The sequence below is a fragment of the Pseudomonas fjordensis genome (assembly GCF_976987115.1).
Genome location: NZ_OZ336860.1, coordinates 5,069,503 through 5,092,916, shown reverse-complemented (window position 1 = coordinate 5,092,916; position 23,414 = coordinate 5,069,503). Strand labels below are relative to the sequence as shown.

General features: G+C 56.0%; 18 protein-coding genes, 6 tRNA genes and 3 rRNA genes. 20 read left to right on the top strand and 7 right to left on the bottom strand.

What is annotated here, in order from left to right:
• The first annotated feature begins 78 nt into the window (after nucleotides 1-78).
• From ltaE to mgtE, 8 genes are all read left to right on the top strand, one after another.
• Nucleotides 79-1,083 carry a low-specificity L-threonine aldolase gene (ltaE, locus tag ACWHXD_RS23210; RefSeq protein ID WP_138763538.1) on the top strand — a complete coding sequence of 335 codons (1,005 nt, stop codon included), beginning with the start codon at nucleotides 79-81 and terminating at the stop codon, nucleotides 1,081-1,083.
• A 146-nt stretch (nucleotides 1,084-1,229) separates the two neighbouring features.
• A complete protein-coding gene (gene alaS, locus ACWHXD_RS23205) occupies nucleotides 1,230-3,848 on the top strand; it encodes an alanine--tRNA ligase (protein WP_032895639.1) in 2,619 nt (872 codons plus the stop codon).
• 95 nt (nucleotides 3,849-3,943) lie between these two features.
• Entirely contained in the window at nucleotides 3,944-5,185 is a 1,242-nt protein-coding gene (locus tag ACWHXD_RS23200; protein WP_003193595.1) for an aspartate kinase, read from the top strand.
• A gap of 174 nt (nucleotides 5,186-5,359) precedes the next feature.
• The gene (gene csrA / locus ACWHXD_RS23195; protein WP_003175645.1) at nucleotides 5,360-5,548 is read left to right on the top strand and encodes a carbon storage regulator CsrA; all 189 of its coding nucleotides are present in this window, start codon (nucleotides 5,360-5,362) and stop codon (nucleotides 5,546-5,548) included.
• A gap of 62 nt (nucleotides 5,549-5,610) precedes the next feature.
• Nucleotides 5,611-5,701: transfer RNA gene (locus ACWHXD_RS23190), tRNA-Ser, on the top strand.
• A gap of 108 nt (nucleotides 5,702-5,809) precedes the next feature.
• Nucleotides 5,810-5,886, top strand: a tRNA-Arg gene (locus tag ACWHXD_RS23185).
• Between the two features lie 72 nt (nucleotides 5,887-5,958).
• Nucleotides 5,959-6,035 (top strand) — tRNA-Arg (locus tag ACWHXD_RS23180).
• Between the two features lie 348 nt (nucleotides 6,036-6,383).
• Nucleotides 6,384-7,826 carry a magnesium transporter gene (gene mgtE / locus ACWHXD_RS23175; RefSeq protein WP_003193593.1) on the top strand — a complete coding sequence of 481 codons (1,443 nt, stop codon included), beginning with the start codon at nucleotides 6,384-6,386 and terminating at the stop codon, nucleotides 7,824-7,826.
• A gap of 102 nt (nucleotides 7,827-7,928) precedes the next feature.
• Here mgtE and ACWHXD_RS23170 read toward each other — a convergent pair whose 3' ends face one another.
• The 3 genes from ACWHXD_RS23170 to ACWHXD_RS23160 form a co-directional block, all read right to left on the bottom strand.
• Nucleotides 7,929-8,255: an Arc family DNA-binding protein gene (locus ACWHXD_RS23170; RefSeq protein ID WP_003193592.1), complete on the bottom strand. Its 327-nt coding sequence runs from the start codon at nucleotides 8,253-8,255 to the stop codon at nucleotides 7,929-7,931.
• 396 nt (nucleotides 8,256-8,651) lie between these two features.
• Nucleotides 8,652-8,831 carry a PA3371 family protein gene (locus tag ACWHXD_RS23165; RefSeq protein WP_003193590.1) on the bottom strand — a complete coding sequence of 60 codons (180 nt, stop codon included), beginning with the start codon at nucleotides 8,829-8,831 and terminating at the stop codon, nucleotides 8,652-8,654.
• 11 nt (nucleotides 8,832-8,842) lie between these two features.
• Nucleotides 8,843-9,070 carry a hypothetical protein gene (locus ACWHXD_RS23160; protein WP_032897803.1) on the bottom strand — a complete coding sequence of 76 codons (228 nt, stop codon included), beginning with the start codon at nucleotides 9,068-9,070 and terminating at the stop codon, nucleotides 8,843-8,845.
• A 322-nt stretch (nucleotides 9,071-9,392) separates the two neighbouring features.
• Here ACWHXD_RS23160 and ACWHXD_RS23155 point away from each other — a divergent pair.
• From ACWHXD_RS23155 to ACWHXD_RS23125, 7 genes are all read left to right on the top strand, one after another.
• A tRNA-Arg gene (locus ACWHXD_RS23155) sits at nucleotides 9,393-9,469 on the top strand.
• Nucleotides 9,470-10,034: 565 nt separating this feature from the next.
• Nucleotides 10,035-11,571: ribosomal RNA gene (locus ACWHXD_RS23150) — 16S ribosomal RNA — on the top strand.
• A gap of 82 nt (nucleotides 11,572-11,653) precedes the next feature.
• Nucleotides 11,654-11,730: transfer RNA gene (locus ACWHXD_RS23145), tRNA-Ile, on the top strand.
• A 30-nt stretch (nucleotides 11,731-11,760) separates the two neighbouring features.
• Nucleotides 11,761-11,836 (top strand) — tRNA-Ala (locus tag ACWHXD_RS23140).
• A gap of 247 nt (nucleotides 11,837-12,083) precedes the next feature.
• Nucleotides 12,084-14,975 (top strand): 23S ribosomal RNA (locus ACWHXD_RS23135).
• A 158-nt stretch (nucleotides 14,976-15,133) separates the two neighbouring features.
• Nucleotides 15,134-15,249 (top strand): 5S ribosomal RNA (gene rrf / locus ACWHXD_RS23130).
• Together the 16S, 23S and 5S rRNA genes with 2 tRNA genes alongside form the textbook arrangement of a ribosomal RNA operon.
• 334 nt (nucleotides 15,250-15,583) lie before the next feature.
• Nucleotides 15,584-16,957, top strand: coding sequence for an MFS transporter (locus ACWHXD_RS23125; protein WP_138762412.1), 1,374 nt, complete (start codon nucleotides 15,584-15,586; stop codon nucleotides 16,955-16,957).
• Nucleotides 16,958-17,016: 59 nt separating this feature from the next.
• Here ACWHXD_RS23125 and ACWHXD_RS23120 read toward each other — a convergent pair whose 3' ends face one another.
• From ACWHXD_RS23120 to flgA, 4 genes are all read right to left on the bottom strand, one after another.
• Complete coding sequence (locus ACWHXD_RS23120; RefSeq protein WP_014719585.1) at nucleotides 17,017-17,766, bottom strand: flagellar brake protein; 750 nt, start codon at nucleotides 17,764-17,766, stop codon at nucleotides 17,017-17,019.
• Between the two features lie 96 nt (nucleotides 17,767-17,862).
• Complete coding sequence (locus ACWHXD_RS23115; RefSeq protein WP_014719584.1) at nucleotides 17,863-18,333, bottom strand: flagella synthesis protein FlgN; 471 nt, start codon at nucleotides 18,331-18,333, stop codon at nucleotides 17,863-17,865.
• A 48-nt stretch (nucleotides 18,334-18,381) separates the two neighbouring features.
• Nucleotides 18,382-18,705, bottom strand: a complete 324-nt coding sequence (gene flgM / locus ACWHXD_RS23110; RefSeq protein WP_003193581.1) for a flagellar biosynthesis anti-sigma factor FlgM — start codon at nucleotides 18,703-18,705, stop codon at nucleotides 18,382-18,384.
• A gap of 141 nt (nucleotides 18,706-18,846) precedes the next feature.
• Nucleotides 18,847-19,623 carry a flagellar basal body P-ring formation chaperone FlgA gene (gene flgA, locus ACWHXD_RS23105; protein ID WP_499084719.1) on the bottom strand — a complete coding sequence of 259 codons (777 nt, stop codon included), beginning with the start codon at nucleotides 19,621-19,623 and terminating at the stop codon, nucleotides 18,847-18,849.
• A gap of 74 nt (nucleotides 19,624-19,697) precedes the next feature.
• Between flgA and ACWHXD_RS23100 the strand changes: the two genes are divergently transcribed.
• From ACWHXD_RS23100 to flgD, 5 genes are all read left to right on the top strand, one after another.
• Complete coding sequence (locus ACWHXD_RS23100; RefSeq protein WP_003193578.1) at nucleotides 19,698-20,630, top strand: chemotaxis protein CheV; 933 nt, start codon at nucleotides 19,698-19,700, stop codon at nucleotides 20,628-20,630.
• A gap of 42 nt (nucleotides 20,631-20,672) precedes the next feature.
• Nucleotides 20,673-21,500 carry a protein-glutamate O-methyltransferase CheR gene (gene cheR, locus ACWHXD_RS23095; RefSeq protein WP_014719581.1) on the top strand — a complete coding sequence of 276 codons (828 nt, stop codon included), beginning with the start codon at nucleotides 20,673-20,675 and terminating at the stop codon, nucleotides 21,498-21,500.
• Nucleotides 21,501-21,808: 308 nt separating this feature from the next.
• Nucleotides 21,809-22,216, top strand: coding sequence for a flagellar basal body rod protein FlgB (flgB, locus tag ACWHXD_RS23090; protein ID WP_003193573.1), 408 nt, complete (start codon nucleotides 21,809-21,811; stop codon nucleotides 22,214-22,216).
• Nucleotides 22,217-22,219: 3 nt separating this feature from the next.
• Nucleotides 22,220-22,663: a flagellar basal body rod protein FlgC gene (flgC, locus tag ACWHXD_RS23085; RefSeq protein WP_044267590.1), complete on the top strand. Its 444-nt coding sequence runs from the start codon at nucleotides 22,220-22,222 to the stop codon at nucleotides 22,661-22,663.
• Nucleotides 22,664-22,679: 16 nt separating this feature from the next.
• Nucleotides 22,680-23,405, top strand: a complete 726-nt coding sequence (gene flgD, locus ACWHXD_RS23080) for a flagellar hook assembly protein FlgD (protein WP_003193570.1) — start codon at nucleotides 22,680-22,682, stop codon at nucleotides 23,403-23,405.
• Nucleotides 23,406-23,414: the final 9 nt, after the last annotated feature.

The following is a 23,414-nucleotide window of genomic DNA, read 5'->3' as shown; positions in this document are numbered from 1 at the left end:
CGGGGCTTGATATTCCGTGGCTTTGCCCGCAGTAATCACACACAAAAGGACTTATCCACTCCGTTAGAGGCCCCCTTGATGACCGTGATCGACCTGCGCAGCGACACCGTGACCCAACCCACCCCCGGCATGCTCGACGCGATGGCCAACGCCGTCAGTGGCGATGATGTTTACGGCGAAGACCCCAGCGTCAATCGCCTGGAGGCCGAACTGGCCCAGCGCCTGGGCTTTGCCGCGGCGCTGTTCGTACCCACCGGCACCATGAGCAACCTGCTGGCGTTGATGGCTCACTGTGAACGCGGCGAGGAATACATCGTCGGCCAGCAGGCCCACACCTACAAATACGAAGGCGGCGGCGCGGCGGTGCTGGGGTCGATCCAGCCGCAGCCCTTGGAAGTCCAAGCCGATGGCTCCCTTGATCTGAACCAGGTGCTTGAAGCCATCAAACCCGACGACTTCCACTTCGCCCGCACACGCCTGCTGGCGCTGGAAAACACCATGCAAGGCAAAGTGCTGCCGCTGGATTACCTGGCCAAGGCCCGTGCATTTACCCACGAGCATGGCCTGGCCCTGCACCTGGATGGCGCACGCCTCTACAACGCGGCAGTCAAGCTGGGCGTGGATGCGCGAGAAATCGCCCAGCATTTCGATTCGGTGTCGGTGTGCCTGTCCAAGGGCCTCGGCGCGCCGGTCGGCTCGGTGTTGTGCGGCTCCGCGGCACTGATCGCCAAGGCACGGCGACTGCGCAAGATGGTCGGCGGCGGCATGCGCCAGGCCGGCTCCCTGGCGGCAGCGGGGCTGTACGCCCTGGACCACCAGGTACAGCGCCTGGCTGAGGACCATGCCAACGCCCAATGGCTGGGCGATGAGTTACGCAATGCCGGCTACAGCGTCGAGCCGGTGCAGACCAATATGGTGTATGTGCAGGTAGGCGATCAGGCTCAGGCGCTGAAGGCTTTTGCTGCCGAGCGTGGGGTCAAGTTGAGTGCCGCGCCGCGCCTGCGCATGGTCACCCATCTGGATGTGAGCCGGGCGCAGATCGAGCAAGTGGTGCAGACATTCGTCGCGTTTTCGCAGAAATGACAGTGCAGGCCGTCTAATTGACTGTTTCTATCACATAAACACGCTGTACCACCGGCAAAGGGCCGATATAATGCGGCCCTTTGCCGTCGCTCCGTCTGATGATGTTGCGCACTGGCCTTTGGCCGCAGCCTCCGTGGAAGAACCTAATGAAAAGCGCAGAAATCCGTGAAGCCTTCCTTCGCTTCTTCGAAGAGCAAGGTCACACCCGTGTAGCCTCAAGCTCCTTGATCCCAGGCAATGACCCAACCCTGCTGTTCACTAACGCGGGGATGAACCAGTTCAAGGACTGCTTCCTGGGCCAGGAAAAGCGCGCCTACACCCGCGCCACCAGCAGCCAGAAGTGCGTACGCGCCGGCGGCAAGAACAGCGACCTGGAAAACGTCGGCTATACCGCCCGTCACCACACCTTTTTCGAGATGCTGGGTAACTTCAGCTTCGGCGACTATTTCAAGAAAGACGCGATCACGTTCGCCTGGACCTTCCTCACCGGCGTGCTGAAGCTGCCCAAGGAAAAACTCTGGGTCACCGTGTACGCGACGGACGACGAAGCGTATGACATCTGGACCCAGCAAATCGGTGTCCCTGCCGAGCGCATGATCCGTATCGGCGACAACAAAGGTGCGCCTTACGCGTCCGATAACTTCTGGACCATGGGCGATACCGGCCCGTGCGGCCCGTGCACCGAGATTTTCTACGATCACGGCGACGATATCTGGGGTGGCCCGCCAGGCTCGCCAGAAGAAGACGGCGACCGTTACATCGAGATCTGGAACAACGTGTTCATGCAGTTCAACCGCACCGCCGACGGCGTGTTGCATCCGCTGCCGGCACCGTCGGTGGACACCGGCATGGGCCTGGAGCGGATCAGTGCGGTGATGCAGCACGTTCACTCCAACTACGAGATCGACCTGTTCACCAACCTGCTGAGCGCCTCGGCGGCGGCCATTGGTTGCGCCAATGAAGGCCAGTCTTCGCTCAAGGTGGTGTCGGACCACATCCGCTCCTGCGGTTTCCTGATCGCCGATGGCGTGCTGCCGTCCAACGAAGGTCGTGGCTACGTGCTGCGTCGCATCATCCGTCGCGCGTGCCGTCACGGTAACAAGCTGGGCGCTACCGGCAGCTTCTTCTACAAGATCGTGGCCGCACTGGTTGCCGAGATGGGCGATGCCTTCCCGGAACTCAAGCAACAGCAAAGCAACATCGAGCGGGTGCTCAAGGCTGAAGAAGAGCAGTTCTCCAAGACCCTGGAGCACGGCCTGAAGATTCTGGAACAGGACCTGGCTGAGCTCAAAGGCTCCGTGGTGCCGGGTGATGTGGTGTTCAAGCTGTACGACACCTATGGTTTCCCGATGGACCTGACTGCCGACATCGCCCGCGAGCGCGAGCTGACCGTCGACGAAGCCGGTTTTGAGCGTGAAATGGAAGCCCAGCGCGTGCGTGCACGTTCTGCCAGCTCCTTTGGCCTGGACTACAACACCCTGGTCAAGGTCGACGTACCGACCGAGTTCACCGGCTACAAAGCCACTGCGGGCTCGGCCAAGATCGTCGCTATCTATAAAGACGGCAAGTCGGTCGACGTGTTGAGCGAAGGTGAAGAGGCGGTTGTTGTGCTGGACCAGACGCCGTTCTATGCCGAGTCCGGTGGCCAGATTGGCGATTGCGGTTTCCTGAGCTCGACATCCGGTCGTTTTGACGTGCGCGACACCACCAAGACCGGTGGCGCGTTCCTGCATCACGGTGTGCTGGTGCTGGGCAACTTGACCGTGGGCGCGCCGGTAGACACCCAGGTCGATGCCGACGTGCGGCACGCCACCGCGTTGAACCACTCGGCCACTCACTTGCTGCATGCCGCGCTTCGCCAGGTACTGGGCGAGCACGTGCAGCAAAAAGGTTCGTTGGTGGACAGCCAGCGCCTGCGTTTCGACTTCAGCCACTTTGAAGCGATCAAGCCTGAGCAGATCAAGGCCCTGGAAGACATCGTCAACGCCGAGATTCGCAAGAACACCCCGGTTGAAACCGAAGAAACCGATATCGAGACCGCCAGGAACAAAGGCGCCATGGCGCTGTTTGGCGAGAAGTACGGCGACGAAGTCCGCGTGCTGAGCATGGGCGGCAGCTTCTCGGTAGAACTCTGTGGTGGTATCCACGCCAACCGCACCGGCGATATCGGCCTGCTGAAGATCATCAGCGAAGGCGGTGTGGCCTCGGGTGTGCGTCGTATTGAAGCGGTGACCGGTGCTGCGGCCCTGGCTTACCTCAATGCAGCCGAAGAACAACTCAAGGAAGCGGCCGGCCTGGTCAAGGGCAGCCGCGACAACCTGATCGACAAGCTGTCCGCCGTGCTGGAGCGCAACCGTGCGCTGGAAAAACAGCTGGAGCAGTTGCAGGCCAAGGCGGCCAGCGCTGCAGGTGATGACCTGTCGGCCGCGGCGGTTGACGTCAAGGATGTAAAAGTCCTGGCGGCGCGCCTGGACGGCCAGGATGGCAAGGCGCTGTTGGCCTTGGTCGATCAGTTGAAGAACAAGCTCGGCCGCGCAGTGATCCTGCTCGGCAGTGTCCATGAGGATAAGGTCGTTCTGGTTGCTGGTGTAACCAAGGACCTGACTGGCCAACTCAAAGCCGGTGATTTGATGAAGCAAGCCGCTGCGACAGTGGGCGGCAAGGGTGGTGGTCGTCCGGATATGGCGCAAGGCGGTGGTGTCGATGCCGCAGCTCTGGACGCGGCGCTGGCCTTGACCGTGCCATTTGTCGAGGCAGGTATTTAAGGCACTGTTAACCGGCCCGTGGTCTAGTCACGGGCTTGTTCAGTGCGGGTGGATTGGATATTAGGCGCCCCTTTACGGGCTGAGGCGGCTTGGAAATGGCTTTGATCGTACAGAAATTTGGAGGCACCTCGGTCGGTTCTGTCGAAAGAATCGAGCAGGTCGCCGACAAGGTTAAGAAGTTCCGCGATGCCGGTGATGACCTGGTAGTGGTGCTGTCGGCCATGAGTGGCGAGACCAATCGCCTGATCGATCTGGCCAAGGCCATCAGTGGTGATCAACAGCCGCTGCCGCGTGAGCTGGATGTGATCGTCTCTACGGGCGAGCAGGTGACCATTGCGCTGTTGGCCATGGCGCTGAACAAGCGTGGCGTGCCAGCGGTGTCCTACACGGGTAGCCAGGTGCGCATTCTTACAGACAGCGCGCATACCAAGGCGCGGATCCTGCAAATTGATGATCAGAAAATTCGTACTGATCTGAAAGCAGGGCGCGTGGTAGTTGTAGCGGGTTTCCAGGGCGTGGATGAGCACGGCAACATCACCACGCTGGGTCGTGGCGGTTCGGACACCACCGGTGTGGCCCTGGCGGCAGCGCTAAAGGCTGACGAATGCCAGATCTATACCGATGTGGATGGCGTCTACACCACTGACCCACGCGTGGTGCCAGTGGCCCAGCGCCTGGACAAGATCACCTTTGAAGAAATGCTGGAAATGGCCAGCCTTGGTTCCAAGGTGTTGCAGATCCGCGCGGTGGAGTTCGCCGGCAAGTACAACGTTCCGCTGCGCGTATTGCACAGCTTCAAGGAGGGTCCGGGCACCCTCATTACTATTGATGAAGAGGAATCCATGGAACAGCCGATCATTTCCGGCATCGCTTTCAATCGCGATGAAGCCAAGCTGACGATCCGTGGCGTGCCAGACACCCCGGGCGTGGCCTTCAAGATTCTGGGCCCTGTCAGCGATGCGAATGTTGAAGTCGACATGATCGTGCAGAACGTTTCGCACGATAACACCACCGATTTCACCTTCACCGTGCACCGCAACGAATACGATGCAGCATTGAAAATCCTGCAGAACACGGCGAGCGAGATTGGCGCCCGTGAAGTGGTCGGCGATACCAAGATTGCCAAGGTGTCGATCGTCGGGGTGGGCATGCGTTCCCATGCTGGGGTTGCCAGCCGTATGTTCGGGGCCCTTGCCAAGGAAGGTATCAACATCCAGATGATTTCCACCTCGGAAATCAAAGTCTCGGTAGTGCTCGAAGAGAAGTACCTGGAACTGGCTGTACGCGCGCTGCATACCGCTTTTGAGCTGGATGCTCCGGCCCGACAGGGCGAGTAATGCGTTGCCAGGAAGGCGCGGTTTACCGCGCCTTTCATTTTTTTGTGGGGTACATGGTCTTTTGCATGGGCTCGACAATACTTAGCGAGTAGGGCTACGACCTTTTGGTTGTAGGTTGAATGCTTTTTTTTTGCAGACTGTTGTTCCTGAACTGAAATGCGTGAGGTGAAAGGTATGCTGATTCTGACTCGTCGTTGCGCAGAAAGCCTGATTATCGGTGATGGCGAAATCACCGTGACCGTGCTCGGCGTCAAAGGCAATCAAGTACGTATTGGGGTTAATGCTCCGAAAGAGGTGGCGGTCCACCGCGAGGAAATCTACCTGCGGATCAAGAAAGAGAAGGACGAAGAACCAAGCCTTTAATTTTTATCGTTTTTTATGTTTGCAAACGGGGAGGAACGTGGTTAATATACGCCCCGTGTTGCGGAGAGCTGGCCGAGTGGCCGAAGGCGCTCCCCTGCTAAGGGAGTACACCTCAAAAGGGTGTCGGGGGTTCGAATCCCCCGTTCTCCGCCATTATTTGCTTAGTACGTTGCAATCTGGTTTTTTCGGTAAGTTGTTGAAAATACTCGAAAAAATAGCTTTACATAGAGATTGAACGGCCTATAATGCGCGGCAACAAATGCACTCGTAGCTCAGCTGGATAGAGTACTCGGCTACGAACCGAGCGGTCACAGGTTCGAATCCTGTCGAGTGCACCATTTAAGAGTTAGTTGCAGCGATGCAGGTAGCTTGGCTTCAACCAGTTGTGATCTGGTCTAAAAACACAATCTGCACTCGTAGCTCAGCTGGATAGAGTACTCGGCTACGAACCGAGCGGTCACAGGTTCGAATCCTGTCGAGTGCACCATACAAACAAAAAGCCCGCCTAGTGCGGGCTTTTTGCCGTCTGGGGTTTGTGTAGGTTTTATCCGGCGTTCTCCTTTTTCTCCCTCCTCATGTGTTTTCCCCCGCGCTTGGGTCGTCGCAGTTCATAGATGCAGCCAATACTGAGCTTTGGCGTGCAAGCGCTTGTTCTTTCCAGTTTTTTAACGTTTAAAACGTCCGGGCGGTGTATCATGCGCCCGTCAGCCCCGCCGGGGCTTGTGGAATACCTCCATGGACTTACCCAGTAGTTACTCAGTACCCCGTTTTACCAATCATGAATTGACTGATTGATCCTTCCGGCGTGCCCCGCTGCTGGGAGTGGAGTTCGCCTATGACCGAAGTAGAAGTAAAGAAAACACAAGAAAGCCTGCAGGATCGTCTGGCTCAAGTTATCGAGCTGCTGCAGCGCCAGCGCGTGGTCGAAGACCTCACGCATCGCCAGGAAGGTCCGAACCACGACCGCGTCGAAAACCTGGTTCACCGGCAAAACCTCGTCGAGTTGCAACGCAAGCTCGATGACCTGCACTCCGCCGACGTCGCCTATATTCTTGAAGCCTTGCCGCTGGATGACCGACTGACCCTGTGGCAGTTGGTCAAGGCCGATCGCGACGGTGACATCCTTCTGGAAGTATCGGACTCGGTGCGTGAGACGCTCATCGCCGACATGGATGACCACGAGCTCCTGGCTGCCGCCAAGGAGATGGACGCGGATGAGCTGGCGGACCTGGCCCCTGAGCTGCCCCGTGATGTTGTCCATGAGTTGATGGAGGCGCTTGATACGCAGCAGCGTGAGCGTGTGCGTTCTGCGCTGTCGTACGACGAGGACCAGGTCGGCGCACTGATGGACTTCGAGATGGTCACCATCCGCGAAGACGTCAGCCTTGAAGTGGTGTTGCGTTACCTGCGCCGTCTCAAAGAATTGCCCGGCCACACCGACAAACTGTTTGTGGTCGACTATGAGGGGATCCTCAAGGGCGTTTTGCCGATCAAGCGCCTGTTGGTCAATGATCCGGAGAAGAAAGTTGCTGACCTGATGGCCAGCGATACCGTGAGCTTCCATCCGGACGAAGATGCCTATGACGCGGCCCAGGCATTCGAGCGTTACGACTTGATCTCGGCTCCGGTGGTGGATAAGAACGGCAAGTTGATCGGTCGTCTGACCATCGATGAAATCGTCGACTTGATCCGGGAAGAAAGTGAAACCGAAGTCCTCAACATGGCAGGTTTGCGTGAAGAGGAAGATATTTTCGCGTCGGTCTGGCGTTCACTGCATAACCGCTGGGCCTGGCTGGCTATCAATCTGATTACCGCGTTTATCGCTTCTCGCGTGATCGGGTTGTTTGAAGGCTCTATCGAGAAGCTGGTGGCGTTGGCGGCGTTGATGCCGATTGTGGCGGGCATTGGCGGTAACTCCGGGAACCAGACCATCACCATGATCGTACGCGCCATGGCGCTGGACCAGGTCAGTACCGCCAATTCCTCACGACTGCTGCGCAAGGAACTGGCGGTAGGCCTCATAAACGGATTGGTTTGGGGCGGTGTGATTGGCGTGGTGGCTTACTTGCTCTACGGCAGTTGGTCCCTGGGCGTGGTAATGACTGCGGCCATGACCCTTAACCTGTTACTGGCGGCCTTGATGGGGGTGTTGATCCCAATGACCTTGGCGCGTCTAGGTCGCGATCCCGCCATGGGGGCCAGTGTGATGATCACGGCCATGACTGACAGTGGTGGCTTCTTCATCTTCTTGGGCCTGGCAACGATCTTCCTGCTCTGACCCTTCCAGCGGGGGCAAACCTGCCCTCGCTTTGCTTCTTATTTCCCAAATTCCAGGCAAAAAAAAGCCAGCACATGGCTGGCTTCGGCTTTCAGGTGTCAATCAATTGGCTTCTGCGGCCGCCTCCACGTCATGCGCGATAAGCGAGACGAGAGCATTTTGCTGGCGGTGGGAGAGCTGACGAAAACGCTGCAGCAGTTCGCGTTCGTGCAGTGACAGCTCGGGGCTGTCCAGGCGCATGCTCAACTCTTCACCCAAGGCACCTTCCTGAATAAGGCTTTGTTCCAGGCGTGCGATGATTTCGGAGTTCATGCTGCGGTGATGATTGCGAGCCACCTCGGCAATGCGTTCCCGCATTCCGTCTGGCAGACGTACGACGAATTTGTCAGCCGTACGGCTGGAATAAATTGCCTGTTTCAATGGGCGCATATATTTAACCGGTTAGTTCAGGGGAGCGGTTTCTGGAATTGGCCGCAAGATGAGTGTTAAGACAAGGCTCACGACCAAAGTTCAACCCGAATTGCAAAGAGGCCGCATCATGCCTCAGATTTGACATTTCATTGGCGTCAATTCTGTGACAAATATTGAACCGCCTACAGGCTTTATGCCAGTACTGATTTGCGTTTTTGCGGACTGGTTGGAAAAAATCCCGCGAGTGCAGCGAAGCTCGTCAATTTTCGCTCAAGCCTGCACCGCCTCTGGGTTGAAGGGCGCCCGTCCTATAGCGATATGGCCTTTTGCCCTCAAGCTTAAGGTTAGTAGCTGTTCGCCTATTTACGAGTGTCAGGCGACATAAGGTAGGGGAGGGAGGTGGGGAAGGGGGGGTTAACGCAGGAGCGGATCGAATTTGATTCGGCGACCCTTGATGAGCGTCAGTACCAGTAGGCTGCCCAGCACGGCGCTGGCGACAAAGGCTAGGGTTTGAGTTTGTTGTGATGTAGCTCCCAGGCCTAGCGCAACAGATAGGAGCGTCAGGCACAGAAACAACCAGGCAGATTTAGACATGAATAGTGTTCTCAGAAAACCCAATGCTCGGCCGCTGGCGCTGGTTGTGTATCTTGGGTCAGGCGGATGGGAGACTGGGGGGTTGCAGTCATCAGTGCCAACTGAGGGCGCTGTTGCAGATGGTGGGGAATGGCTTGGCTGATTTGCGCGCCGTCTTCAGTATTGGTCGGCTGAAAATGAAACGTCACCACCGTAGCCAGTGCCACAGCGTTCAGTGCGAGTAGAAGGGCGCTGTTCATCATCATTGTCTCCACGGTGCCTGGAACGATTGGTTTTGTGCTTATGACTTTGCAGATGTCGTGCCAATCTATTATTCCAATAAAAACAACGGGTTAAGTTTGTTTTTTCAGGGGGCTGGGTTGCAGTTTGCAATGATGGCACATTGGCGCAGTGCAATTTGCACGATAACGGTGAAGGTCTTGGCATGCTGGATGAGGCGATGAACGTACGCGCAAGGATTGGCCTACAGTCAAAATGCCAACGGACGACATGACAAAACCAGCCTCGGCCGTTAAGATGCACGCCGTCTGTCGCTAGCCCTTCAGGGTAAGCGTGGCATTTGTCCCAGTAGCTCAATTGGATAGAGCATCCCCCTCCTAAGGGGAAGGTTGGCCGTTCGAACCGGCCCTGGGACACCATCTCTGTAAAGCTTCCCCCTCCTGGTATTCGCCGGTCTCAACAACAGTCATCCTCGTTCCTCGCCTGTGCGGGATCCAACCGCGCTTCTTTCGGTTGAGATCCAGATGCATTTGTGTGGGTGGGGATAATGCACGTCCTTAGGTTGTGCGCTCCTTCTATATAGAAGAGGCGGTGGGGTACCCTGATTTTTATAGGCGAGTAAGTGTTTCGCTTTTTTTAAGATAAGGGGTTGACGTCCATGGCGATCCCTGTAGAATTCGCCTCCCGCTTACGAGAGATCGCAAGCGCAAGTGGTTGAAGTTGTTGAAGAAATCTTCGAAAACTTCTGAAAATAACCACTTGACAGCAAATGAGGCTGCTGTAGAATGCGCGCCTCGGTTGAGACGAAAGATCTTAACCAACCGCTCTTTAACAACTGAATCAAGCAATTCGTGTGGGTGCTTGTGGAGTCAGACTGATAGTCAACAAGATTATCAGCATCACAAGTTACTCCGCGAGAAATCAAAGATGTAACCAACGATTGCTGAGCCAAGTTTAGGGTTTCTTAAAAAACCAAAGATGTTTGAACTGAAGAGTTTGATCATGGCTCAGATTGAACGCTGGCGGCAGGCCTAACACATGCAAGTCGAGCGGTAGAGAGAAGCTTGCTTCTCTTGAGAGCGGCGGACGGGTGAGTAATGCCTAGGAATCTGCCTGGTAGTGGGGGATAACGTTCGGAAACGGACGCTAATACCGCATACGTCCTACGGGAGAAAGCAGGGGACCTTCGGGCCTTGCGCTATCAGATGAGCCTAGGTCGGATTAGCTAGTTGGTGAGGTAATGGCTCACCAAGGCGACGATCCGTAACTGGTCTGAGAGGATGATCAGTCACACTGGAACTGAGACACGGTCCAGACTCCTACGGGAGGCAGCAGTGGGGAATATTGGACAATGGGCGAAAGCCTGATCCAGCCATGCCGCGTGTGTGAAGAAGGTCTTCGGATTGTAAAGCACTTTAAGTTGGGAGGAAGGGTTGTAGATTAATACTCTGCAATTTTGACGTTACCGACAGAATAAGCACCGGCTAACTCTGTGCCAGCAGCCGCGGTAATACAGAGGGTGCAAGCGTTAATCGGAATTACTGGGCGTAAAGCGCGCGTAGGTGGTTTGTTAAGTTGGATGTGAAATCCCCGGGCTCAACCTGGGAACTGCATTCAAAACTGACTGACTAGAGTATGGTAGAGGGTGGTGGAATTTCCTGTGTAGCGGTGAAATGCGTAGATATAGGAAGGAACACCAGTGGCGAAGGCGACCACCTGGACTAATACTGACACTGAGGTGCGAAAGCGTGGGGAGCAAACAGGATTAGATACCCTGGTAGTCCACGCCGTAAACGATGTCAACTAGCCGTTGGAAGCCTTGAGCTTTTAGTGGCGCAGCTAACGCATTAAGTTGACCGCCTGGGGAGTACGGCCGCAAGGTTAAAACTCAAATGAATTGACGGGGGCCCGCACAAGCGGTGGAGCATGTGGTTTAATTCGAAGCAACGCGAAGAACCTTACCAGGCCTTGACATCCAATGAACTTTCTAGAGATAGATTGGTGCCTTCGGGAACATTGAGACAGGTGCTGCATGGCTGTCGTCAGCTCGTGTCGTGAGATGTTGGGTTAAGTCCCGTAACGAGCGCAACCCTTGTCCTTAGTTACCAGCACGTAATGGTGGGCACTCTAAGGAGACTGCCGGTGACAAACCGGAGGAAGGTGGGGATGACGTCAAGTCATCATGGCCCTTACGGCCTGGGCTACACACGTGCTACAATGGTCGGTACAGAGGGTTGCCAAGCCGCGAGGTGGAGCTAATCCCATAAAACCGATCGTAGTCCGGATCGCAGTCTGCAACTCGACTGCGTGAAGTCGGAATCGCTAGTAATCGCGAATCAGAATGTCGCGGTGAATACGTTCCCGGGCCTTGTACACACCGCCCGTCACACCATGGGAGTGGGTTGCACCAGAAGTAGCTAGTCTAACCTTCGGGAGGACGGTTACCACGGTGTGATTCATGACTGGGGTGAAGTCGTAACAAGGTAGCCGTAGGGGAACCTGCGGCTGGATCACCTCCTTAATCGACGACATCAGCTGCTCCATAAGTTCCCACACGAATTGCTTGATTCATTGAAGAAGACGAAAAGAAGCAGCCCGAAATTGGGTCTGTAGCTCAGTTGGTTAGAGCGCACCCCTGATAAGGGTGAGGTCGGCAGTTCGAATCTGCCCAGACCCACCAATTTTGTGTGGGAAACGCCTGTAGAAATACGGGGCCATAGCTCAGCTGGGAGAGCGCCTGCCTTGCACGCAGGAGGTCAACGGTTCGATCCCGTTTGGCTCCACCACTACTGCTTCTGTTTGTATAAAGCTTAGAAATGAGCATTCCATCGTTGTGATGGTGAATGTTGATTTCTAGTCTTTGACTAGTTCGTTCTTTAAAAATTTGGGTATGTGATAGAAAGATAGACTGAACGTTACTTTCACTGGTAACGGATCAGGCTAAGGTAAAATTTGTGAGTTCTCTTAACTGAGAAATTCGAATTTTCGGCGAATGTCGTCTTCACAGTATAACCAGATTGCTTGGGGTTATATGGTCAAGTGAAGAAGCGCATACGGTGGATGCCTTGGCAGTCAGAGGCGATGAAAGACGTGGTAGCCTGCGAAAAGCTTCGGGGAGTCGGCAAACAGACTTTGATCCGGAGATGTCTGAATGGGGGAACCCAGCCATCATAAGATGGTTATCTTGTACTGAATACATAGGTGCAAGAAGCGAACCAGGGGAACTGAAACATCTAAGTACCCTGAGGAAAAGAAATCAACCGAGATTCCCTTAGTAGTGGCGAGCGAACGGGGACTAGCCCTTAAGTGGCTTTGAGATTAGCGGAACGCTCTGGAAAGTGCGGCCATAGTGGGTGATAGCCCTGTACGCGAAAATCTCTTAGTCATGAAATCGAGTAGGACGGAGCACGAGAAACTTTGTCTGAATATGGGGGGACCATCCTCCAAGGCTAAATACTACTGACTGACCGATAGTGAACTAGTACCGTGAGGGAAAGGCGAAAAGAACCCCGGAGAGGGGAGTGAAATAGATCCTGAAACCGTATGCGTACAAGCAGTGGGAGCCCACTTTGTTGGGTGACTGCGTACCTTTTGTATAATGGGTCAGCGACTTATTTTCAGTGGCGAGCTTAACCGAATAGGGGAGGCGTAGCGAAAGCGAGTCTTAATAGGGCGTCTAGTCGCTGGGAATAGACCCGAAACCGGGCGATCTATCCATGGGCAGGTTGAAGGTTGGGTAACACTAACTGGAGGACCGAACCGACTACCGTTGAAAAGTTAGCGGATGACCTGTGGATCGGAGTGAAAGGCTAATCAAGCTCGGAGATAGCTGGTTCTCCTCGAAAGCTATTTAGGTAGCGCCTCATGTATCACTGTAGGGGGTAGAGCACTGTTTCGGCTAGGGGGTCATCCCGACTTACCAAACCGATGCAAACTCCGAATACCTACAAGTGCCGAGCATGGGAGACACACGGCGGGTGCTAACGTCCGTCGTGAAAAGGGAAACAACCCAGACCGTCAGCTAAGGTCCCAAAGTTATGGTTAAGTGGGAAACGATGTGGGAAGGCTTAGACAGCTAGGAGGTTGGCTTAGAAGCAGCCACCCTTTAAAGAAAGCGTAATAGCTCACTAGTCGAGTCGGCCTGCGCGGAAGATGTAACGGGGCTCAAACCATACACCGAAGCTACGGGTATCACGTAAGTGATGCGGTAGAGGAGCGTTCTGTAAGCCTGTGAAGGTGAGTTGAGAAGCTTGCTGGAGGTATCAGAAGTGCGAATGCTGACATGAGTAACGATAATGGGTGTGAAAAACACCCACGCCGAAAGACCAAGGTTTCCTGCGCAACGTTAATCGACGCAGGGTTAGTCGGTCCCTAAGGCGAGGCTGAAAAGCGTAGTCGATGGAAAACAGGTTAATATTCCTGTACTTCTGGTTATTGCGATGGAGGGACGGAGAAGGCTAGGCCAGCTTGGCGTTGGTTGTCCAAGTTTAAGGTGGTAGGCTGGAATCTTAGGTAAATCCGGGATTCTAAGGCCGAGAGCTGATGACGAGTTATCTTTTAGATAACGAAGTGGTTGATGCCATGCTTCCAAGAAAAGCTTCTAAGCTTCAGGTAACCAGGAACCGTACCCCAAACCGACACAGGTGGTTGGGTAGAGAATACCAAGGCGCTTGAGAGAACTCGGGTGAAGGAACTAGGCAAAATGGCACCGTAACTTCGGGAGAAGGTGCGCCGGTGAGGGTGAAGGACTTGCTCCGTAAGCTCATGCCGGTCGAAGATACCAGGCCGCTGCGACTGTTTATTAAAAACACAGCACTCTGCAAACACGAAAGTGGACGTATAGGGTGTGACGCCTGCCCGGTGCCGGAAGGTTAATTGATGGGGTTAGCTAACGCGAAGCTCTTGATCGAAGCCCCGGTAAACGGCGGCCGTAACTATAACGGTCCTAAGGTAGCGAAATTCCTTGTCGGGTAAGTTCCGACCTGCACGAATGGCGTAACGATGGCGGCGCTGTCTCCACCCGAGACTCAGTGAAATTGAAATCGCTGTGAAGATGCAGTGTATCCGCGGCTAGACGGAAAGACCCCGTGAACCTTTACTATAGCTTTGCACTGGACTTTGAATTTGCTTGTGTAGGATAGGTGGGAGGCTTTGAAGCGTGGACGCCAGTCTGCGTGGAGCCATCCTTGAAATACCACCCTGGCAACTTTGAGGTTCTAACTCAGGTCCGTTATCCGGATCGAGGACAGTGTATGGTGGGTAGTTTGACTGGGGCGGTCTCCTCCTAAAGAGTAACGGAGGAGTACGAAGGTGCGCTCAGACCGGTCGGAAATCGGTCGTAGAGTATAAAGGCAAAAGCGCGCTTGACTGCGAGACAGACACGTCGAGCAGGTACGAAAGTAGGTCTTAGTGATCCGGTGGTTCTGTATGGAAGGGCCATCGCTCAACGGATAAAAGGTACTCCGGGGATAACAGGCTGATACCGCCCAAGAGTTCATATCGACGGCGGTGTTTGGCACCTCGATGTCGGCTCATCACATCCTGGGGCTGAAGCCGGTCCCAAGGGTATGGCTGTTCGCCATTTAAAGTGGTACGCGAGCTGGGTTTAGAACGTCGTGAGACAGTTCGGTCCCTATCTGCCGTGGACGTTTGAGATTTGAGAGGGGCTGCTCCTAGTACGAGAGGACCGGAGTGGACGAACCTCTGGTGTTCCGGTTGTCACGCCAGTGGCATTGCCGGGTAGCTATGTTCGGAATAGATAACCGCTGAAAGCATCTAAGCGGGAAACTAGCCTCAAGATGAGATCTCACTGGAACCTTGAGTTCCCTGAAGGGCCGTCGAAGACTACGACGTTGATAGGTTGGGTGTGTAAGCGCTGTGAGGCGTTGAGCTAACCAATACTAATTGCCCGTGAGGCTTGACCATATAACACCCAAGCAATTTGACTACTCTAACGAGCATCAGATTGCGGTGTGTGAAGACGAAAATGAACCGAAAGTTCGACGCTCACAAAACACCGAGATCTATCACGTACCCAATTTGCTGAAGCGAGGCCAACTGGCCACGACTCAGTACCCGAATTTCTTGACGACCATAGAGCATTGGAACCACCTGATCCCATCCCGAACTCAGTAGTGAAACGATGCATCGCCGATGGTAGTGTGGGGTTTCCCCATGTGAGAGTAGGTCATCGTCAAGATTAAATTCCGAAACCCCAATTGCGAAAGCAGTTGGGGTTTTGTTTTGGGCGCTCGAAAAGAACGCCTACTTCCAAAGCCTGCATAGCGTTCCATTGAAGCCTTTTGTACAGATACCCGAATACCAGTCGAACCTTGCGTGTGATCAAGGTTCACAGGTGGTGCGCCGTGTATTTATCTCCACGGTTATGTACCTCACAGACACTCACGTAGCGTCTGAGCTGTGAAACAAAATAATCCCCGTAAACAGGCCCTGCCGCCTGTCCGGATTCAACTGCCCCGGACTATCATGCTGATAGCCCTACCCCTTACCGCAAGGAGCCGCTCGGAACGCCGATGCGCCAGATCTGGAAATCTTTTCGAGCCCTTTATTTCGCCTCCTTGATGATGCTGATCGGCTCCGGCCTGCTTAGTACTTATCTGGCTTTGCGCCTGGCAGCAGACAATGTCGACAGCCTGTGGGTGGGTGCACTGATGGCTGCCAACTATTTTGGCTTGGTGCTGGGCGGCAAGCTCGGGCACCGCCTGATTGCCCGGGTCGGGCATATTCGTGCCTACGCCACCTGCGCGGGGATCGTCGGCGCAGCAGTGCTGGGTCACGGTTTGGTTGATTGGCTGCCAGCCTGGATTGTGCTGCGGATGATCGTGGGCCTGGGGATGATGTGCCAGTACATGGTTATCGAGAGTTGGCTCAATGAGCAGGCGGATGCCAAGCAGCGTGGCGTAGTGTTCAGCGGCTACATGATTGCGTCCTACCTTGGGCTGGTACTGGGCCAGTTGATCCTGGTCATGCATCCCCATCTGGGGCTTGAGCTGTTAATGCTCGTGGCGCTGTGCTTCGCGCTGTGCCTGGTCCCGGTGGCGATGACTCGACGCATTCACCCGGCCCCACTGCACCCGGCCCCGATGGAGCCGCGCTTCTTTATCAAGCGCGTGCCGCAGTCGCTCAGCACCGTGTTGGGCGCCGGGTTGATCGTCGGTTCGTTCTACGGCTTGGCACCGCTCTACGCCTCTCAGCAGGGCCTGACGACTGAGCAAGTCGGCCTGTTCATGGGTAGCTGCATTTTTGCTGGATTGGTCGTGCAGTGGCCGCTGGGCTGGTTGTCGGACCGCTATGACCGCGCACTGCTGATTCGCTGCTTTGCCTTGTGCCTGGCGGTGACGGCCTTGCCGTTGGCAATCATGACGCAGGTTCCGCTGGAAGTGTTGTTCGTGGCCGGCTTCTTCTGTTCGCTGGTGCAGTTCTGCCTTTACCCTTTGGCAGTGGCCTTTTCCAATGACCACGTGGAAGGCGATCGCCGGGTGTCACTGACGGCTATGTTGCTGGTGACCTACGGGATCGGCGCCAGCGTGGGGCCGCTGTTGGCCGGCGTGGTGATGAAGCTATTCGGCAGCCAGATGCTCTACGCGTTTTTCAGCCTGTGTGCGTTGATCCTGGTGTGGCGCATTCGACCCAAGGCTGTGACCAACCTGCATCAGGTCGACGACGCACCGCTGCATCACGTGGCAATGCCCGACAGCATGTCCAGTTCGCCCTTGGTGGCTGCCCTTGATCCGCGGGTGGATGAGCAGGTGGTACAGGAGCAGATGCAAGTCACTGTGCCTGATCCAGAGCCTGCCCCTGAAACCGAGGAGCCGACGAGCGAAGAACCGCACGAGCCACCCGACCCGGACGAACATCCCCATGACTTGAGCAGGGCACGCCCCTGAACGAAAAAACGGGCAGATCCCATCAGGATCTGCCCGTTTTTTATCTCAGCGTCTAACGCTTAAAGATCGTCGTCTTTATCGAAGCGCCGAGCTTCACGTTGTAATTGGTAGACAAAGCGCTCCACTTGACGCTGCACCAAACCACTCATGTTGTGAAAGCGCACGCCGGCAAAGGTGGTGTTGATCTTGTCTTCAAAGTGCAGGTAGCGCAGTTCCACGGAGGTGGTCATGCTGCCGAAGGGCAGGGCAGCGATAAAGCGGTCATAGACCTGGCCCAACTGCAGACGCTCGGAGATATCGCCTTCAAAGCGCAATTTGCAGCCGGTTGCCGAGATATCCAGCAGCTTACCGCTGATAGGCGCCTTGAGCTTCTCGCCACCCAGCTGAATGTCCACCAATTGCGCGAGCTTGAGAGCGGCGCGGAAGGCATTACGTCGTTGATGGTAAACCACTTCGCCGGGCAGGCTGCCGCTGTAGATACGGTGGCCGCCTTTTTCGCTGATGGTCAACGTGCCATTGCTTTCCCAGGCAACCCGCACACCCTCATGGAAACCTTCGATACGGAAAGCTTCGCCATTCTCAAGATAGCGTTCACCGTCACGGGGAATCATTTCGTCCAGTACCAGCGTCTTGCTGTCCCGGTCGATGTCCACCAGGTAGCTCTGGAAGCGCTGGCTGCGTTCGTGGAAAGTGATGATCAGCGGGTCATGACTTTCTTGCAGCATCCGCAACGTGCTGGCGATTTCCAGAGGCGTGGTGAGCACCTTGGGTGGCTGCGGTGCATCTTCCGCATTAAGGGCGTTGAACACGGTTCTTCCATCTCCAGGCAAAATACGACTACACGCAATAACCGGCATTTTGCCAGTATGTAGCGCGCCTTGGATAGGTCACGCTGTAAACCGGCGTCAGGCTTGGCTGCGGGTGCTTGGCTTGACCAGGCGTGAGGTGGAGCCTTGGGCGTTATACAGGGCCGGAGGCTCTCCGCCGTGCAATATGCGCAGCTGATTGGCGGTCGTGGCTTGCTGAAGCTGGATCGACTGACCGTTGAGCAGGTTGGCTTCCTGGCACTGGGCAAGCAAATGATTGAGCTCTTTGCTTTGTGCCAGCAGTTGATCGCCAACTGAAGAGTGGCTGGCCAGTTGTGCCAGGCCATCATGATCGGCAGGCAGGCCCAGGCTGATCAGAATCTCACTACGCTTCTTGCCATGCTGTTCGAGCAAGACAATCAGCGATTGTTTGCGCGCCAGGATTTCTTCCAGCAAGGGCATATCTCGGCCGTACAAGGCCAGAGATTCTTCCTTAAGCAGCTCGAGCAATTGTTGCGTCGGTGCCAGATCATCAATGATCAGTTGGAGCAAATGTTCGTCGTGGTGCATGGCTGGCCTTGGGTTTTAAGCGTCCAAAAGCCCTGCGCAGGCCTTTGCCTAGCGCTCGGCTTCGAAGTTGAGCAGCTTGCTGGCTACACGGTTGCTGTCGACTTTATAGCTGCCATCGGCGATCGCCTGTTTCAACTCGGCCACGCGGGCTTTGTTGACGACGGGTTGATCGCGCAGCGAGTCAGTGACCTTCTGCAACTGTTGAGCCTCATTGCTCAGATGTACCGATTCCCCACTCTGGCTGGCGGCGGCCTGCTCTGCTTTGGCAGGCAAGGGCTGCGGCTTGGCTTCTACGCTGTCCTTGGCACCGCCGGTGCGCGTATTGCCGGGCAAGGCCGGGGCGTTATTCAAACGACTGAAATCAATGACCATGTTAAAAAACCTCTGGGTATTTGGACGCTTGCCATGTTTTCGGCCATACCCGGGCAAACTTTAGGCTCGATTGACAATAAACCTGTTCGGCTCAATATCCAGTACACAGTGTAGGAAAAGCCGGCTTTTGATTCCAGTCATCTATAGCGCCACCTCGACCTGGCCTGGCGCGGTGACCCGTGCTTTGATCACGCGATTGGAGTTGAGGTTCTTGACGCGGATCTGTTCGCTCATGCCGCCGTTGGACAACGCCTCGCCCGGCATTCTGACGTTCAGGCCGCCACTGCTGGCGGAAATCACCACCTGGTCACCTTTGCGAATCACCTCGGCCTGTTCCAGATGAACCAGCGTGAGCACTTGGTCGGTGACCACCGGTCGCGTGAGTTTCTGCCCGACGGCCTGGTCCAGCGACGTCAGGTAGCCCTGGTTGATCAGGCTGATGTCCCGCTCGCGCAACGCCACATCGTCGTAGCCGATGATGCCGGTGCGCTTCAACGGTCGCGCCACGACCACCACGTCGCGAAACAGCTTGACCTGAGCCGGTACAAAAACCGTCCAGGGCGAGGCGCCCTCACAGCGCACCTTTACGGTCACACGGCCGATGGGCTGGGCGGGGCTTTCCAGGGTGGCTGTCAATTCCTTGTCGCACAGTGGCATGCGCAAGCGTGGGTCCAACTGGTTGACCTGGATTTCATAACGCCCCGGCGTCTGGGTGGTCGCCAGATAATCTTCTACAGTGAACTCAAGAAAGCCTTGGGTGACGCCGATAAGTAGATCAGGCAGGGTAACGTTGTCGGCGCGGGCCGTGACGCCCAGGCCCGAGACAAGCAGCGCCATCGCGGCGCAGAGCAGTCTGCGGTAGCGTGAGCGTGAGCGTGAGCGGCCAGGGTGTCGGGAAACTGTCGTTTTAATATCCATACTCAGTAAATAGCAAAGCTCGTGCCGTTTAGTGTTGGGTACGCGTCGTACCCCTAGGATTTAGGAGTCTGGGCATGGCAGGTGTAATGGATTCAGTAAACCAGCGCACACAGCTGGTAGGGCAGAATCGCCTGGAGTTGTTGCTTTTCCGCCTGGATGGCAATCAGTTGTATGGCATCAACGTGTTTAAAGTGCGTGAAGTGCTGCAATGTCCCAAATTGACGATCATGCCCAAGTCCAGTCCGGTAGTGTGTGGCGTGGCCAACATTCGTGGCGCGACCATTCCGATTCTTGACCTGGCAATGGCCACGGGGGCTGCGGGTTTGCAAGACCGTCAGAACCCTTTCGTGATCATCACCGAATACAACACCAAGACCCAGGGTTTCCTGGTGCGCTCGGTGGAGCGCATCGTCAATATGAACTGGGAAGAGATCCATCCGCCGCCCAAGGGCACCGGGCGCGATCACTACCTGACGGCGGTGACGCGGGTCGATAACCAGTTGGTGGAAATCATCGACGTGGAGAAGATCCTCGCCGAAGTGGCCCCCACCTCGGAAACTATTTCCGTCGGTGTGGTGGATGCCGAAACGGCACACAAGGCGGTTTCGCTGCGCGTGTTGACCGTGGACGACTCTTCCGTGGCGCGCAAGCAGGTCACACGTTGCCTGCAAACCGTCGGGGTGGAGGTGGTAGCCCTCAATGACGGGCGCCAAGCCCTGGATTACCTGCGCAAGCTGGCGGACGAAGGCAAGAAGCCTGAAGAAGAATTCTTGATGATGATCTCTGACATCGAGATGCCGGAAATGGATGGCTACACGCTCACGGCCGAGATACGTAACGATCCACGCATGCAAAAATTGCATATCATCCTGCATACTTCGTTGTCGGGGGTATTCAATCAGGCAATGGTCAAGAAGGTCGGTGCGGATGACTTTCTTGCCAAATTCCGTCCTGATGACCTCGCATCCCGGGTAGTCGACCGGATCAAGGCAGCAGATCACGGCTAGGGGATGTCCCCTGGCGGTCACACGATTTAAGAGGCGGCATCATTGTCTACGGGTAATTTGGATTTCGAACAGTTCCGGGTCTTCCTGGAAAAAGCCTGTGGCATATTGCTCGGTGAAAACAAGCAGTACCTGGTATCCAGCCGCCTCAACAAGCTGATGGAACAGCAGGGCATCAAATCCCTGGGTGAGTTGGTCCAGCGGATCCAGGGTCAGCCGCGCAGTGGGCTCAAGGAAATGGTGGTCGATGCCATGACCACCAACGAAACCTTATGGTTTCGCGATACCTATCCCTTTGAAGTGCTCAAGAACAAAGTGTTGCCGGAAGCCATCAAGGCCAGCCCGGGCCAGCGCCTGCGTATCTGGTCGGCGGCCTGTTCTTCGGGGCAGGAGCCGTACTCGATCTCGATGTCCATCGACGAGTTCGAGCGGACCAACATGGGCCAGTTGAAAGCCGGCGCGCAAATTGTGGCCACGGACTTGTCCGGCACCATGCTCACCAACTGCAAGACCGGTGAGTACGACAGCCTGGCGCTGGGCCGAGGGTTGTCCCAGGAACGGCTGCAACGCTACTTCGATCCCAAAGGGGCAGGGCGTTGGGCGATCAAGGCGCCGATCAAGAACCGCGTCGAATTTCGCTCGTTCAACCTGCTCGACAGCTACGCCAGCCTGGGCAAGTTCGACATGGTGTTCTGCCGCAACGTGCTGATCTATTTCTCGGCTGAAGTGAAGAAAGACATCCTGTTGCGCATCCACGGCACCCTCAAGCGCGGAGGGTATCTGTTCCTCGGTGCTTCCGAGGCGCTCAATGGGCTGCCGGATCACTTCCAGATGGTGCAATGCAGCCCTGGGATCATCTACCAGGCCAAGTAAGCCGCACGCGATCAAAAATGTGGGAGCGGGCTTGCTCGCGAATGCGTTCTGTCAGCCAGAGATAAATTGGCTGACCCACCGCATTCGCGAGCAAGCCCGCTCCCACATTTGTTATGCGCCAGCCCTACTGAAAGCGGCAACTGCCGATTGCCGCTTTAATGGCACTACGCGGAAATCGCTTGCCGCTTTTCTGGCAGAGTCGCCGGCAACTCCCCTCGAAACCCTTGATATACGGGCTCCCGCAAGATTGGCATGCACCTTGCTATAACCCTGCTAACGAACAGCAGGTCAGCCTAAAGGTTTCCGCCATGAGCATCAGCTTCGATAAAGCGCTCGGTATCCACGAACAAGCCCTGGGCTTCCGCGCCCAGCGTGCCGAAGTCCTGGCCAACAACATTGCCAATGCCGACACCCCGAACTACAAGGCTCGGGACTTGGACTTCTCCGCTGTGCTCGCCGCACAACAGGACAAGACCAAGAACGGCACCTTCGCCTTGAATATGACCAACAGCCGTCATATTGAAGCGCAAGGCCTGAGCAAGGGTGACGAGTCGCTGCTGTATCGCACACCGATGCAGCCGTCGATCGACCAGAACACCGTCGACGCCCAGCTGGAGCAATCGAACTACGCCGAAAACTCGGTGAACTTCCAGGCCAGCTTCACCCTGCTCAACAGCAAATTCAAAGGGCTGATGTCAGCCCTGCGTGGAGAGTAAGCCATGTCCCTGTCCAGTGTTTTCAATATTGCCGGCAGTGGCATGAGCGCGCAGACCACGCGTTTGAACACCGTCGCCAGTAACATCGCCAACGCCGAAACCGTCTCCTCGAGCATTGACCAGACCTATCGCGCCCGCCACCCGGTGTTCGCCACCATGTTCCAAGGGGGGCAGGCAAGCGGCAGCGATTCGTTGTTCCAGAACCAGGACGCCGCCGGCTCCGGTGTGCAGGTGTTGGGCGTGGTCGAAGACCAGAGCAACCTGGAGGCCCGTTACGAGCCCAACCACCCGGCCGCGAACGAAAAGGGCTACGTCTACTACCCCAACGTCAACGTGGTCGAGGAAATGGCTGACATGATCTCCGCCAGTCGCTCGTTCCAGACCAACGCGGAAATGATGAACACCGCCAAAACCATGATGCAGAAGGTTCTGACCCTGGGTCAGTGATAAGGGGCGCCAAATAATGGCCATCGTTGATACGTCAAACAACACGGCGGTTCAGGACCTTTTCAATTCCAAGGTCAAGACCGCGACGAACAACAGCAGCGTCAGCGACGCTTCCAAGACGGCGACGGGCAACCAGTCGCTGGGCAAGGATGCGTTCCTGCAACTGCTCGTCACCCAACTGAAAAACCAGAACCCGCTGTCGCCCCAGGACAACGGCGCGTTCGTCGCGCAGCTAGCACAGTTCAGCAGCCTGGAAGGCATCAACACCCTGAACGACTCGGTGAACAACATCTCCAGCAACTTTAGCTCGTCGCAGGCGCTGCAGGCTTCGTCGCTGGTGGGGCGCTCGATCATCATCCAGACCGACAAGGCCATGGTGGATACCAGCAAGAGCATGACCGGTTCGGTGGCAGTAACCTCGGCGGTGGGCAATGTCTCCGTCAAGATCACCGACAAAGACGGCAATGTGGTGCGCACCGTTGACATGGGCGCCCAGAGTGCCGGTACCCAGAGCTTTATCTGGGATGGCAAGAACGACAAGGGCGAGGTCGCCCCAGCGGGCACCTACACCTTTAACGCCACCACCAAGAACGACAAAGGCGACGCAGTGGCCTTGACCACTTCGCTGCCCGCCACGGTCACCAGCGTGACCCTGAGCAAGACCGGCGGCGAAATGCTGCTCAACCTTGCAGGTGGCATGGGCAGCGTCAAGCTGTCGCAAATTCAGACTATCGGTACATAGAGCCGGCTA